This is a genomic window from Planotetraspora sp. A-T 1434, from assembly GCF_025420585.1.
Lineage (GTDB): Bacteria > Actinomycetota > Actinomycetes > Streptosporangiales > Streptosporangiaceae > JAOEGB01.
This window is the reverse complement of sequence record NZ_JAOEGB010000025.1, coordinates 43,809-57,144: the sequence shown is the minus strand read 5'-3', so window position 1 is coordinate 57,144 and position 13,336 is coordinate 43,809. Positions and strand designations below refer to the sequence as shown.

Below are 13,336 nucleotides of genomic sequence, written 5' to 3'. Positions count from 1 at the left end.
ATCATGCAGGCCGGTGACCGCTCGACCTCGCAGAAGGGAAGCCGGTGCACCTCCCCGAACACCAGGTCAAGTCGCTGCTCCGCGACGCCGGGATCGCGGTCCCCCGTGGCGCCGCCACGACCTTTGCCGACGACGTGACGGCGATCGCCAGGGAGCTCCGGCCGCCCCTCGTGGTCAAGGCATATGGGCCCGACCTGGTGCACAAGTCGGACGCGGGAGCCGTACGGCTCGGTCTCGAATCCCCGGCCGAGGCGGCACGGGCGGCGGGCGAGATGGCGGCACGGCTGGGGTCCCGGGCCGAGGGCTTCCTGGTGGAGGAGCAGACGGCTCCGGGACTCGAGGTGATCGCCGGGCTGGTGCACGACGCCGGCTTCGGCCCGGTCATCGTGGTGGGGCTCGGCGGCGTTTGGACCGAAGCGCTGAACGACACCGCGCTGCGGCTCTGCCCGATCTCCGAGGCCGACGCGCGCGAGATGCTGGGGTCGTTGCGGGGCGCTCCCCTGCTGTACGGCTACCGCGGACGACCGGCGGTGGACGTGGACGCCCTCGTCACGCTGCTCGTACGGCTCGGCGGCACCGGCGGGCTGTGGGAGAGCCTGGATCTCGGAGAGTTCGAGCTCAACCCGATCATCGCGGGCGAGAACGGCGTGATCGCCGTCGATGCCCGACATCTGCCCACTGCACGATCACGAACGACGAATCCGCTGCTCACAGGGCATGCACGGGAACCTCTGCATGATCACGGCGGAGGGGGGCGGGACTTCACGAAGCTGTTCGAGCCTCGGGCGGTGGCAGTCGTGGGGGCCTCCACCAGCCGGCCCAACTTCGGGAACATGTTCCTGGAGTTCTACAAGACCACCGGCCTTCCGCTGGTCGCCGTGCATCCGTCGGCCGCGGAGATCGACGGAGTGCCCTGCGTGCCCACGCTGGCCGAGGCCGCGGTCGACTACGCCCTCGTCGCCGTGCCCGCCGCCCGCTGCGCCGATGTCGTACGGCAGGCCGCAGGCGTGCCGTACGTCCAGGTGATGAGCGGCGGCTTCGGCGAGATGGGCCACCCCGAACTGGAGGCCGACCTGGTCGACGCCCTGCCGCCCGGCACCCGGCTGCTCGGGCCCAACTGCATGGGCGTCTACAGTCCGCGCGGCGGCCAGACGTTCGTCGGCGGCGGCCAGGGGCCTTCCGGGCACATCGCGCTGATCTCCCAGAGCGGCGGCCTGGCCGGTGAAGTGATCAAGGTGGGGGAGCGGCGCGGCCTGGCGTTCAGCCGCGTGGCCACAGTGGGCAACGCGTCCGACGTCACCCCCGCCGAGCTGCTTCGTTGGCTCGCGACCGACCGGGAGACCCGGGCCGTCGGCCTCTACCTCGAGGACCCGCGCGACGGGCGTGCGCTCTTCCAGGCGCTCCTCGACGTCCGCGGCCGGCTGCCCGTCGTCATGCTGGTGGGCGGGCGAAGCGCGCAGGGCCGCAGGGCCGCCGCCTCGCACACGGGCGGCATGGTCAGCGACGCGCGGGTCTGGCAGGCCCTCGCCACCCAGACCGGCGCCTCGCTCGTGACCAGCCAGGACGACCTGATCGGCGCCCTGGCGTTCTTCCAGGCCCACGCCTCTCGGCTGGAGAGCGCCGGGAACGGGGAAGACGTCCTGGTCATCGGGCCGAGCGGCGGGGTGAGCGTGCTGGCGGCGGACGTGTTCGACCGCGCCGGGCTCTCGCTGGGCGCCCTTCCCGGCGCCGCCCGCGACGCTCTGACCGCGATCGGGATCGGCGCCGGAAGCTCACTGGCCAACCCGCTGGAGATCCCCGTCGGCCCACGCGGCCGTCCCGATCTCGTCACTCAGGCCGTCTCCGCCATCGTCTCGCGGCAGCCGTACCCCGATGTGGTGGCCCATGTGAACGTGCAGAGCTTCTTCACGTACGGCAGCGCGGCCGAACCGCTGTACGAGTACGCGAGGCACCTCGCCAAGGCGCAGGAGGCGATCTCGCCCATCAGGATCACGCTGGTGACGAGGAACGGCGAGTGCGCCCCGCCGGGCGTCGAGGACGAGGTCCGCTCGATCGCGGCGAAGGCCGGCATCCCGGTTTACCGTTCGATGGAAGCCGCGGCCACCGCCGTCGCGGCCGGAAAGCGCTGTGGAGGCACTCATGGGCATGCTTGACGGCAAGGTCGCGCTGATCACGGGTGGCGCCCGGGGCATGGGCGCGTCCCACGTCCGGCTGTTCCTGGAGGAGGGCGCGCGGGTGGTCTTCGGCGACGTGCTCGACGACGAGGGCAAGGACTTGGCGGAGGAGACCGGCGCCGTCTACCTGCACCACGACGTGACGCGACCGGCGGACTGGGAGCGCGCCGTGGCCGCCGCCGTCGAAACGTACAGCAAGCTCGACGTGCTCGTGAACAACGCCGGGATCCTCATCTACCGCCGGATCGCCGACATGACGCTGGAGGAGTTCGAGCGGGTGATCGACGTCAACCTCAAGGGCACGTTCCTGGGGGTCAAGTCGGTGATCGAGCCGATGAAGGCGGCCGGTCGCGGCTCGATCGTGAACATCTCCTCGATCGAGGGGTTCATGGCGGCCGAGGGCATGGCGGCCTATGCCTCGTCCAAGTTCGGGGTCCGGGGCGTGACCAAGGCGGCGGCCCGCGAGCTCGCCCGGTTCAAGATCCGGGTGAACTCGGTCCATCCGGGCGCGATCAACACCACGATGGCGACGGACCCCGAGTTGATGGCCGCGGTGGACGGCGAGCAGTTCCTCAAGGTCATGGTGATGAAGCGATTCGCCAAGCCGGTCGAGGTCTCCCACGTCGTGGCGTTCCTGGCCTCCGACCGCGCCTCGTACTGCACGGGCAGCGAGGTCCTCGTCGACGGCGGCCTCCTCACCGGCGCCGGCTACTGATCACTCCGGGCGTACGGCGGGCGCCGCCGACCGGCGGCGGTTGAGGAGTAGCCGCAGGTAGGGGCTACCGGCCCGGATCGGCGAGCCGTCCTTCGTCAAGTGCGGCGATGGCGTCCGCCCAGACCGCCGGTGTGATGAACAGGCCCGTCGCCTCGACCAGCGGCGTGCCGTCGGGAAGCGCGATCGAGCCCTCGACCCAGGTCTTGCGGCCCTCGCCACGCGTGACGATGGCCGATGCCACGACCGGCTCGCCGTACGGCACGCGCTGGCGGTATCGGATGGTCAGCGTGCCCGTCATGCCCGGCCTCCCGGAGGCGGCGACGGCGTCCCCGAGGAGGTGGTCGAGGACCATCGCGACGACGCCGCCATGAACGGTGGACGGCGGCCCCTCATGCATGGGACGGAACGTCACGGAGGCCCGCGATCCCCCCTCCGGAGTCCGCTCGATCTCCAGGGGAAGCGCGTGAGGGTTGCAGGCGCCCGTGACGGCGTTGCCCAGATGCCGGAACGCGCCGTCGGGGCCGACCTCGTGGGGTCGCGGAGCGTCGCGCCGTACGGCCCTGAGCCGTTCCGTCAGCGCTACCAACTCGGCGGTCACGGCCGCCATCTCGGTCTCGTCCACGTCGGAGAGCGTTACGGCGTCCATCAGCTCCCGGGTCTGCTGAGAGAGCACCGCCAGAGCCGCGAGCCGCGCTTCCTGCGCTTCTCCGTTGGCAAGATCGATCGTCATGGCGTCGATTCTAGAACATGTTCTAGCCTGCCAGGGCACTTTGGTCATGTCTAGGCAAATAAACATTGCTTTGTCTATATATGGGCGGTTTGCGAAGATAGCCTCTCCGGCGTCACGGATGTCCCTCCCGGAACGGCAGGCCCCCGATTCGCATGAGTCCCGAGATGAAGAAGCTGCTCGACCTGCTACGGAGCCAGGTCGGCTACAGCGAGCACGCAGGCGGTTACACGAAGTTCGGCCACTGGTACAACACCATCGAGTCGGACACCGACTACTCCACCGAGCCGTGGTGCGACATGTTCCTCTCGTGGGGAGCGAACAAGCTCGGCTACCAGGACTGGTTCGGCCAGTTCGCCTACACCGTCGGCCACGCCAGGTGGTTCAAGGAGCAGGGCGCGTGGGGGCACCATCCCGTGCCCGGCGCCGTGGTCTTCTTCGACTGGAGCGGTTCGGGCACGATCGACGGCATCGATCACGTGGGAATCGTCACGAAAGTCGACGGCGACCGGATCCACACGATCGAGGGCAACGTCGACGGCGAGTACGTCGAGAGGAAGGTCCGCGACACCAGCTCGATCGTCGGGTACGGATATCCCGAGAAGATCAAGGCCCGTCTTGATCAGCAGGCCGCAGCCGCGGCAGCGGCGGATGCGGCAGCGAACAGACACCAACTGCACGCTGTATCGACCCGCTCCTTGAACACATCAGCGGCAAGCCTGAGCGCGACGACGGTGAGCAGCCCAGCCAACAGCCCAGGCCCAGACGGCTCCCCTGCAGACAGCACACCCTCGCCCAGCCCAACCTCGCCCAGCGCGCTCGCGCACAGCTCACCGGTGGCAGCCGGAGACCAGACAGCGGATCAGGCAACGGATCAGGCAACGGATCAGGCAACGGCTGAGGAGCCGGAAGCAGCGGACGCGACGGAGACACCGGCAGAGCCGGAGCCGACGGCAACCCTGGAGATGCCCGCCACAGGCCCGACGAAAGCGAAGCCGCCGTCCGTAGCCGAGGCCGACACCAGTACCACCGGAGCCGATACGAGCACAGGAACGGGAGCCCGAGCCGAGGCGGGCACGGGCGCGCGCGTCGAGACCAAGACCAGCGCAGGCACCGGGTCTGGGTCTGGGGCACGGACCGGGACCGAGACCGAGACGAGCGTACGCACCACGGCCGGAGCCACGGCGAACATCAAGGCCGGGGCCGGGACGACCCCGAAGGCCGTGTCCGCGGAGAAGCCCACGCCGTCCCTGAGCGCCATGCACGTGGCGGCCTTCCAGCATGTGGGCGACGGGGGCCTTCCGGTCGGCGCTCCGGCACTCCTCACGCCGGTTGTCATCGCCGTCCTCGCCTTCGCCTTCGTGAAGATTCGCCGGAGCTCCGTACGGCTCGCCGCCAACGAAGGCGAACCCCTTTCCCTCGGAGGTGGGAGCGCGAGCCGTACTGGCGGACACAGCGCCCTGGGCCGAACGGCGCCCGCCCCATGGAGCTCCTCCCCCGGGTCCACCTTCCAGGGCAGCGGCCCCTTTGGCCCAGACCTCCTTCGTGGAGTGACGACCAGCCCTTCCGGCACCGTGCCACTTCCTCAGCCACAGCCGGCAGACAACCGTTCGAGCACGCCCTCCCAAGGCAACGGCGCGGACCGAGGGACGCCGCGCAACCTCTATCAGGGCACAGGGCTCGCGGACGCCCTCGAAGCCTCCTGGCACTCGGCCCGGGACGAAGACGAAGCGTCGGCTCACGCTGACAATTCCAACGAGCACGTCAATGGCTACGGGCAGGCCCAACAGTCCGGGCACATCGACCCGCACGAGCAACACCCCCAGTACGGGAGCAGCGGACGCTGGGACAGCGGTTACGAGGACAGCGGTTACGAGGACAGCGGTTACGAGGACAGCGGTTACGAGGACAGCGGTTACGAGGACAGCGGTCACGAGGACAGCGGTCACGAGGACAGCGGTTACGCGACGAGCGGGAGCCGGGGGCACGTGGACAGCCGATACGGGGACTTCTATCCGTTTCAGCGCCCAGACGCCGATGCCGAGCCGCGCGGGAGGCGCCATCGCGAGGGGCCGCCGGCGAGCCCGCCTTCTCCCACGGCTTCCAGAGGCCGGGGTGGCCGGCACCGGAAGAGATGAGCCCCCCGGGCCATCGACCTCAGACCCCCGAGGGCGTGAAATCGGGTATCACGGCCAGCGAGTGAGGTCGGGAGTGCCGAGGATGGCGGCGCGGAGGCGGGACCGATGGACACCGGTGTCCCCGTATGCCGAGGCCAGAGACCATACGCGAGCGAGCCAGAGCCTCAGATCCAGCTCGCCGGTGTATCCGATCGCGCCGTGCACCTGTAAAGCGACCCGCGCCGCCCGCGTGGCGGCCTCCCCCGCCGCGGCCTTGGCCGCACTCACCGCCCGGTCCACCTCCCCCACAGCCACCGTGGGCCCGGCAGAGTCGACCCCGCCCGCAGGCGCCGTACGGCCTGCCCGGTCCACGGCCAGGGCGGCCGCGTAGACCAGCGGAGCGGCGAAGTCAACGGCGATGGCGACGTCGGCGAGCTGGTGCTTCACGGCCTGGAAGGAGCCGATGGGCGCGCCGAACTGCCTGCGGCTCTTGGCGTACTCCACCGAGGTCTCCAGCAGGTGCCTGGCCAGCCCCACCAACTGGGCGGCCACAGCCACGGTCGCGGTCCGCAGGGCGTGCACAGCCGAGACGTCGAGCCGGCGGCCGAGCTGCGGCTTCCCACCATCGACCGCCTCCGGCGACCCGAAGGCCACGCTGAAGAGGCGGCGTACGGGGTCGACCCCGGCCTGGGGCGTCAGCCGTACCGAACCTGCGGGAACAGCACGAAGCTCCCCGTGCCGCTCCACGACGAGCAGGTCGGCGAGGTCGGCGTCGGGGGCGTAGACCTGGTCGCCGAGCCGTACCGACACGCGCAGACGTCCCTCCGCCAAGCGGACGAGCAGGTCGTCATCGCCCAAGAGCCCCGGGGCGACCGCCGCCGTCTCGACCACCGGACCGGGAAGGGCGGCGCGGCCGGTCTCCTCGAAGGCCAGGATCGCGTCGGCGAGGCCGAGTCCGAGTCCGTCGTGCGGCTCCGGGACGAGCATCCCGAAGAAGCCGATCTCCGCCAGCTGGGGCCACGCGGGTAATCGCTCCGCCGCTGGGGCGGCCTTGCCGGCCTGCCGTACGGCTGCCGCCGGGCAGTGCGCGGCGAGCACCTGCCGCACCGTGGACGCGAGCGCGAGCTGGTCATCGGTGAACGCGAACTTCATCTCCGTATCCCGTTCATCTGCACACCCCGTTCATCTGCACACTCCGAGATGTACGGCCTGCGCGTGGGGAGACGCCATGGCGAAGGCTGCCAATGATCTCTCCTTCATCGCGGAAGCCACGGAACCCTCATCGCGGAAGCCCCAGGACGCGCTCGGCGATGATGGTGCGCTGGATCTCGTTCGTGCCCGCGTAGATCGGCCCGGCCAGTGAGAACAGGAACCCGTCGAGCCACCTGCCCCCGTCTTCCGCGTCGGGGGCGTCGCCGGCCAGCAGGCCACGCTCGCCCAGCAGCTGGATGGCGAGGGCGTGCAATCGGACATCCAGCTCGGACCAGAAGACCTTGCCCATGCTGGAAGCCGGGCCGATCTCCTCTCCGGAGGCGATCCGGCGTGCGACGCCGAACGTGTGCAGCCGGTAGGCCTCGGTGTCCATCCACGCTCGGGTGATCTCGTCGGCCAGCGCGGGATCGGTCGCCGTCGACCGCGCGAGCCTCACCAGCCGGTCGGCGGTCGCCATGAAGCGGCCGGGGCTGCGGAGCGTCAGGCCCCGCTCGGACGACGTGGTGGCCATCGCGATCCGCCAGCCGTCCCCGGGCGCCCCGAGGACCTGGCAGTCGGGGACGAAGACTCCGTCGAAGAACAGCTCGGCGAAACCGGGCTCCCCGTCGAGCTGCGCGATCGGGCGGACGGTGACGTCCCGCAGCGGAAAGAGGAAGTAGGTCAGGCCCCTGTGCCGGGTGGATTCGGGGTCCGAGCGGAACAGCCCGAAGCCCCAGTCGGCGTAGGTCGCCCGTGAGCTCCACGTCTTCTGGCCGTAGAGACGCCAGCCGCCGGCGACGCGCTCGGCCCTCGACCGGAGCGAGGCCAGGTCGCTGCCGGCCTCGGGCTCCGACCATGCCTGCGCCCAGATGTCGTCGGCCCTGGCCATCCGCCGGAGGAAGCGGTCGTTCTGCTCGGCCGTGCCGTACGAGAAGATCGTGGGGGCGAGCAGGAAAATGCCGTTCTGGCTGACCCGGCCCGGCGCTCCGGCGGCCCAGTACTCCTCCTCAAAGATCAGCCATTCGACCAGGCTCGCGCAGCGTCCGCCGTGCCGCTCGGGCCACGAGACGACCGAGAGCCGGGCATCGGCGAGCAGCCGCTCCCATTCACGGTGGGCTTCGAAGCCGTCGCGGGTGTCCATGGATGGCAGCCGCTCGGGCACATGGGCGGCGAGCCAATCACGCACCTCCGCCCGGAACGCTCGCTCCTGCGGCGTGAAGTCCAGATCCACGCCTACCAACCTAGCGCACGCTTGGTATGCCGTCGACGGGCACGCGCTCAGTCCGTGGGAAGGAGAGTTCCGAGTGGCCCGAGGTCAAGATTGAGGTCCGAAGGGGACAGGCCGAAACGCAGGCACAGATCGGTCATGGCCTCTTCCAGGCGCATCAGCGTCAGGCCCAGCGTCTCGATCTGCTCGTCGGAGAGATCCCCCTGCTCCAGCCGCCGTACGCACTGCCGCTCGACCAGTTGGCGCACGAGCTCGACCAGAGTGAGCACCAGACGGGTGAGATCCCGCTCGACCGACTCGGAGTCGGCGTCCAGGCGCCACCGGGCCGGCCTCGCGGCAGGCCGCTCATCTCCAGCTTGACTCATGATCGATCCCCATGAACGTCACGTCGGACTCCCGCACGGATGTGATCAGCGCGTTCAGAGAGACGCGCACAAGGTCGATGTCCGCGATGGAGATGACCAGGTCCCCTGTCACGACGACGCCCCCCGCCAGCAGCCGATCCAGCAGATCCACGAGTGCCAGGCGCTCTGCCGGCACACCGCCTGCGGCGGGCGTCACGCCGCCATGCGAGTCATCGAACGCCACCGGGGACCTCCGAATCGGTGGTGCCGGCCACATCGGCGAAGGAATAGGGGGCCCAGGGGCCACTGAGCTCCACGTCCATGCCCTCCTCGCGGAGGCGGTGGACGAGGGCCGCGAATTCACCGCCCCGGTCGTCGTCCACGAGGTAGGAACCGTTTAGGACCATCCATTCGTCGCGGCCCGACAACCGCGGGTCCTGGGGCCGATGACGCCGGCCGGCGACGGCGAGTTCCATCAGCACGGCGTTGATCCGCTCTCCACACGCGACCGCCTGGCGCTGCGCCTCTTCACGGCTCCGAAGGTCGGCGTGGCGACGTTTCAGGTACGCCATCCCCGGACGAGTCGCCGCCGGGCCGTCCTCAGCCTGGCCGACCTGGCCGACCTGGCCGACCTGGCCGCCTGAGCGTGAGACGGGCCCCGGAGCCTGCGCGACGTACGCCTTCACTCCCCATTCCCTCCGGCCTGCCACGCGGGAAAGCACCGCGGCGAAGTCGTCGCGTCGCCGGTCCAGCAGGTCATGAACCTGGTCGTCACCGCTGTAGACGGTCATGAGCCGAACGGGAGCCGTCGGAGCCGTCTCCGCGACGGCCTCCACGACGTGATGGTGTGCGCGAGCGGTCTCGCCCAGCCAGTCCAGGTCTTCCATTGAGCGCCGGAGTGGCTCTTCCCCGAACTGGTCCAGCGGCACGGTGGTCACATAGGCGGCCAGACCGGAGTGCCGCAGTGCCCGCACCGGCGTCCCCGCCACGCCCGCCATGCCCTCTGGAGAGAGGCGACCCGCCTCTGGGGACAGGCGACCCTCCTCCCGGGTGATGGCGTAGAGGTAGGTCCCCATGTCAGTCACGGTCTCTCCCGCCTCTCGCGCGTTCCTGTCGTCCGGACGGCCGCTGCTCGGCGGTGTCGCCCTTCGCGTCCGCGGGGCGGTTCAGCGCCAGGACCTCCTCCACAGCGGCGAGCCGCTCACGCAACCGACGGTTCTCGTCGATCAGTTCGTGGTTCTTGCCGGTGAGCCAGCTGTCGTGCTCCCACCAGTCGATCCCCATCTCGCGCGCCGTGTCCACGGAGGCGACGAGCAACCTGAGCTTGATTGTCAGTAGCTCGATATCGAGCAGGTTGACCCGGATGTCTCCGGCGATGACCACGCCTCTGTCGAGCACCCTCTCCAGAATGTCGCCGAGGTTCGCCGGTTCACGTCCCGCGGGCACAGGTGTGCCGTACGTCTCGCGTAGCACAGGACGGCCCCCCCTTGGGTCGATCATCTAAGCGCCCCCCTCGCGATTGCCGCCGGTCCCACGCCTGTAGCGATACAGCCTGCGGTAGGACACCAGGCTGCCCTCACCGTCCATCTCGGCCTCGTACAACCCCAGGACGTCTCCCGAGGACGGGATCCGCCGGTCCTCTACCACCTCCACCTCCACCAGCCATCCGGCGTCCACCGGTTCCACCCGCGTGACCGCCTCAATCTCCTTGGCGGTCAGATCAGCGATATGGCGCAGTGCGGCTCTCCCCGCCATCGGTGCCGTGAGCGTGTCCGGCTGCCGTTGGGCGGTCGAGGTTTTCCGCACGGGCGCGCTCTCCTCGTCCCTCTTGACCGATCCGCCGGGAAGCTCCTCATACGAACCATCCGAGGGGGTGACTCCGGTCTTCGTCTGTGCTCTGCGCTTGGGAGGCACAGGTCACCTCCCCTCTCCGCTTCCTCCGGACGCGGCCAGGCGGGGAGAGCCCGGCCGTACGGCCATCCTGCGCAGAATCTGGCTCACCGCCCGGGAGTATTCCTCCTCGGAGATCTGTCCCGAGGCTCTGGCCTGCTCCAGGTCCTCCAGCTGGCGCCGGGCCACCGACGGATCCCAAAGCTCCCGCTCGACCTGGCCCTGTATCAGCTCTCCAAGCCGGACCACCCCGCGCACCGGCAGGAGCGGCAACCCGACGATGAGGCCTACCAGTCCCATTCGTCAGCCTCCCTGTCCCTGCTCGACGAAGTCGTACGGCGCCAACGGACCAAGCAGCCGCAGTTCGATTCGCCCCGCCCAGCCCCGATCCAGCTCATGCAGGGCCTGTTCGAGCTCGGCCTGCCGGCTCGTCTCCATGAGGAGCGCCAGGTGAACGGCGTCCAGTTCGTGGGATGGCTCACGCGTCACGGCGGCGGCCAGGAAGGGACCGAGACGATCGAGCAGGGCGCTCGTGTCCGTCTCCCGTTTGGCCGTGATCGACCGCGTGACGATCTCCCCCAGCCGAATCCGCGCGTCCCGCGTCACGGCCTCCGGCAGGCTGCGGACCCGGTCCCGCAGCAGTCCGGCCTCGGCGCTCTCCTCAAGCACCTCCTGGAGCACCGCCTGTTCGACATAGCGGCCCTTTATGACGTATTCCGCACGTCCCCGCAGCCCTTGCAGCGCGGCGTGGAACTCGTCGTGGTGCGGAGCCAGCAGCTCGTCCACGACTGCCGTCGGGCTCGTCATCACCACTCCGAAGCGGAGCGGGAGCACTGGAGCCTCCGCTGCCGTGGCGTCCAGCAGCCGCTCGTGCGCCAAGAGGTCCTCCGCGGTTCCGAGGGAGCCGTCCATGGCTACGTCGCTCACGAGGGCGCCGATCTCTTCGTGGCGTATCAGGCGGACTCGTCCTGGCGGCTCTCCCACCCCGGCGGTGCCGGGGCTCAACGCCACGTCGCCTGGTACGACTCCGTAGACGTAGCAGGCTCCGGATTGTTCGTGCCGATCGGCCTGTTCGGAGGCGGTTGCCTGAGAAACCCGGGTGAATTTGACATCTCAGTTCCCCTTCCGCTGCCGCGAGGTGGACCGCCGCTTCACGGGCTCTTCGACGGAGTCGTGTGGCACCTCTCCGTCCGGCCCCTCCGCGGCGCCTATCGCCGCGATGTCGTCGCGCTGGTTCGCGTCACCCATGAGCTCCGGCAGCCCATGCTCCTCGGAGGTGGAACCCTCCAGCCGGTTCATCGCCTCCGCGAAGCGCAGGTAGGTGTCGACGCTGGCTACGACGGCGCGTGCGTCGATCGATAGGACTTCGATGCCGATGACCGAGACGCCGACATGAGCGTCGATCACGAGCCCCTTGTCGAGGATCGTGTCGATGACGTCCGCCAGACTCGTCTGAGACGGGCCGAGCGCTCCGCCGCCTGCCGTGGCTACTGTCATTTCTTCCTCCTTCGCACCCCGTACCTCTCCTGTGACATGACCACATCAATACCCAAATAGGGATAGAGAAACATAAAGAAGTAACTATCGGACAAAGCTCGCCATATCGGGATGACCGATTACTGCCCCACCTGCGACGATTACTGTACGCGAGATCTCCGTTACGAGCCTGTGGCGGGAAGTGCCCCGTACATGGCCCTCCGGACCACCGCACAGAGCGTCTCGACGGCCTCCACTGAGGAGTCGGCGGCGAAGACGGCGAACTTCATCCTGATCAGCGCGTGGGCCAGACTCTGGGGATCCGGTCCCGGGCCGGCCAGCCCCTCCTGACGATCACGGGCGATCCTTGCGGCGCCCTCCTTGACGTACCGGGCCACGACGTTCTCCCGGAAGGAGGCGAACTCCTGGTCCTCGGCGAGCAAAGCCTGCCGCAGAAGCGGGCCGTGCTCGCGCCACAGCCGGGCGCTGACCTCCAAGGCGTGTCGCAGGGAATCGGGATCGTCCCCCGATCCGTCCAGCCACCGCCGGGCGGCCTCGACCATCTCCTCCGCGATCTCGTCGAGCAGCGCCTCCAGGACCGCGGTCTTCGAGTCGAAGTAGAAGTAGAAGCTCGATCGCGAGATGCCGGCTCCAGCCGTGAGCTGATCAATCGTGAGGCGCCCGACGGGCGTCGTCGAGAGCAGGTCGCGCGCGGTGTCCAGGATCGCGCGCTCGCGCCGGTCCCCCTTGGTCGTTCCTCTGCGTCGCCCCATGCGATCAAGCTTACTCGACACCCCGCCGGGAATACTCAACACAGCGTCGAGTATTGTCCATGGCATCGAGAGAAGGAGTATCGAAATGACGCCGCTGTACACCGCGATCGCCACCGCCACGGGTCGAGAGGGCCGCGCGTTCAGCAACGACGGCAGGCTTGACGTGCGGCTCACCCCGCCGAAGGAGCTGGGCGGCACGGGTGAGGGGACCAACCCCGAGCAGTTGTTCGCCACTGGGTACGCCGCCTGCTTCTCCAGCGCTCTGTCCCTGGTCGCCAAGCAAATGAAAGTGGACGTCTCGGACGCCTCGGTGACCGCCGAGGTCAGCCTGGGCAGCATCGGAGAGGGCCGGTACGGCCTGGCCGTCACCCTGCGCGTCGAGCTGCCGGAGGAGCTCCAGGGCGAGGAGGGCGCCAAGCTGGTCGAGGCCACCCATCAGGTCTGCCCCTACTCCAACGCCACTCGCGGCAACATCGACGTCCAGCTCGTCATCGAATAGCCCCCCACCCCAGTCGGCGTGATCATGCACAGCTTCCCGCGCAGCGCGCTGAACAGGCGAAACAGCATGCGTGATCATGCACAGACTCCCCCACACACCTCTCGGGCAGGCATTTCATCCATGATGATCATGCATCTCCACTGGTCGCATGATCATGAATGCCGTCCGCGCTGGCCGAAGACACCGTGAAGGACTTCGCGCA

At 69.1% G+C, this 13,336-nt stretch carries 14 protein-coding genes and 2 pseudogenes; 4 read left to right on the top strand and 12 right to left on the bottom strand.

Annotated elements, in window-relative coordinates:
* The first annotated feature begins 44 nt into the window (after positions 1 to 44).
* Together N5079_RS27590 and N5079_RS27585 are read left to right on the top strand one after the other, a co-directional pair.
* A complete protein-coding gene (locus N5079_RS27590; protein WP_261587053.1) occupies positions 45 to 2,153 on the top strand; it encodes an acetate--CoA ligase family protein in 2,109 nt (702 codons plus the stop codon).
* Positions 2,140 to 2,889, top strand: coding sequence for a glucose 1-dehydrogenase (locus tag N5079_RS27585; RefSeq protein WP_261587052.1), 750 nt, complete (start codon positions 2,140 to 2,142; stop codon positions 2,887 to 2,889). The genes N5079_RS27590 and N5079_RS27585 overlap by 14 nt, the downstream gene beginning before the upstream one ends.
* Before the next feature lie 64 nt (positions 2,890 to 2,953).
* Here N5079_RS27585 and N5079_RS27580 read toward each other — a convergent pair whose 3' ends face one another.
* Complete coding sequence (locus N5079_RS27580) at positions 2,954 to 3,619, bottom strand: PaaI family thioesterase (protein ID WP_261587051.1); 666 nt, start codon at positions 3,617 to 3,619, stop codon at positions 2,954 to 2,956.
* 164 nt (positions 3,620 to 3,783) lie between these two features.
* Between N5079_RS27580 and N5079_RS27575 the strand changes: the two genes are divergently transcribed.
* A complete protein-coding gene (locus N5079_RS27575; RefSeq protein WP_261587050.1) occupies positions 3,784 to 5,754 on the top strand; it encodes a CHAP domain-containing protein in 1,971 nt (656 codons plus the stop codon).
* A 48-nt stretch (positions 5,755 to 5,802) separates the two neighbouring features.
* Here N5079_RS27575 and N5079_RS27570 read toward each other — a convergent pair whose 3' ends face one another.
* The 11 genes and pseudogenes from N5079_RS27570 to N5079_RS27520 all read right to left on the bottom strand — a co-directional run bounded on the left by N5079_RS27570 (position 5,803) and on the right by N5079_RS27520 (position 12,635).
* Positions 5,803 to 6,885 (bottom strand): acyl-CoA dehydrogenase family protein, encoded by a 1,083-nt coding sequence (locus N5079_RS27570; protein ID WP_261587049.1) that lies wholly within the window; start codon positions 6,883 to 6,885, stop codon positions 5,803 to 5,805.
* Positions 6,886 to 7,012: 127 nt separating this feature from the next.
* Positions 7,013 to 8,155, bottom strand: coding sequence for an acyl-CoA dehydrogenase family protein (locus N5079_RS27565; RefSeq protein WP_261587048.1), 1,143 nt, complete (start codon positions 8,153 to 8,155; stop codon positions 7,013 to 7,015).
* A gap of 47 nt (positions 8,156 to 8,202) precedes the next feature.
* Positions 8,203 to 8,517, bottom strand: a complete 315-nt coding sequence (locus N5079_RS27560; RefSeq protein WP_261587047.1) for a gas vesicle protein K — start codon at positions 8,515 to 8,517, stop codon at positions 8,203 to 8,205.
* Positions 8,498 to 8,713, bottom strand: a complete 216-nt coding sequence (locus N5079_RS27555; protein ID WP_261587046.1) for a gas vesicle protein — start codon at positions 8,711 to 8,713, stop codon at positions 8,498 to 8,500. Before N5079_RS27555 ends, N5079_RS27560 begins: the two co-directional genes overlap by 20 nt.
* A 13-nt stretch (positions 8,714 to 8,726) precedes the next feature.
* Positions 8,727 to 9,572 (bottom strand): GvpL/GvpF family gas vesicle protein, encoded by an 846-nt coding sequence (locus N5079_RS27550; protein ID WP_261587135.1) that lies wholly within the window; start codon positions 9,570 to 9,572, stop codon positions 8,727 to 8,729.
* 1 nt (position 9,573) lies between these two features.
* Positions 9,574 to 9,996: a gas vesicle protein GvpJ gene (gene gvpJ, locus N5079_RS27545; RefSeq protein WP_261587045.1), complete on the bottom strand. Its 423-nt coding sequence runs from the start codon at positions 9,994 to 9,996 to the stop codon at positions 9,574 to 9,576.
* Positions 9,997 to 10,410: a gas vesicle protein gene (locus N5079_RS27540; protein ID WP_261587044.1), complete on the bottom strand. Its 414-nt coding sequence runs from the start codon at positions 10,408 to 10,410 to the stop codon at positions 9,997 to 9,999.
* Between the two features lie 3 nt (positions 10,411 to 10,413).
* Entirely contained in the window at positions 10,414 to 10,686 is a 273-nt protein-coding gene (locus tag N5079_RS27535) for a gas vesicle protein GvpG (protein ID WP_261587043.1), read from the bottom strand.
* A 3-nt stretch (positions 10,687 to 10,689) separates the two neighbouring features.
* Positions 10,690 to 11,418, bottom strand: a pseudogene (locus tag N5079_RS27530) (GvpL/GvpF family gas vesicle protein); the annotation flags it as partial.
* A 264-nt stretch (positions 11,419 to 11,682) separates the two neighbouring features.
* Positions 11,683 to 11,883 (bottom strand): annotated as a pseudogene (gene gvpJ, locus N5079_RS35650) (gas vesicle protein GvpJ); the annotation flags it as partial.
* Positions 11,884 to 12,044: 161 nt separating this feature from the next.
* Positions 12,045 to 12,635 (bottom strand): TetR/AcrR family transcriptional regulator, encoded by a 591-nt coding sequence (locus tag N5079_RS27520; RefSeq protein WP_261587041.1) that lies wholly within the window; start codon positions 12,633 to 12,635, stop codon positions 12,045 to 12,047.
* Positions 12,636 to 12,720: 85 nt separating this feature from the next.
* Here N5079_RS27520 and N5079_RS27515 point away from each other — a divergent pair, with 85 nt between their 5' ends.
* Complete coding sequence (locus tag N5079_RS27515; protein ID WP_261587040.1) at positions 12,721 to 13,134, top strand: organic hydroperoxide resistance protein; 414 nt, start codon at positions 12,721 to 12,723, stop codon at positions 13,132 to 13,134.
* Positions 13,135 to 13,336: the final 202 nt, after the last annotated feature.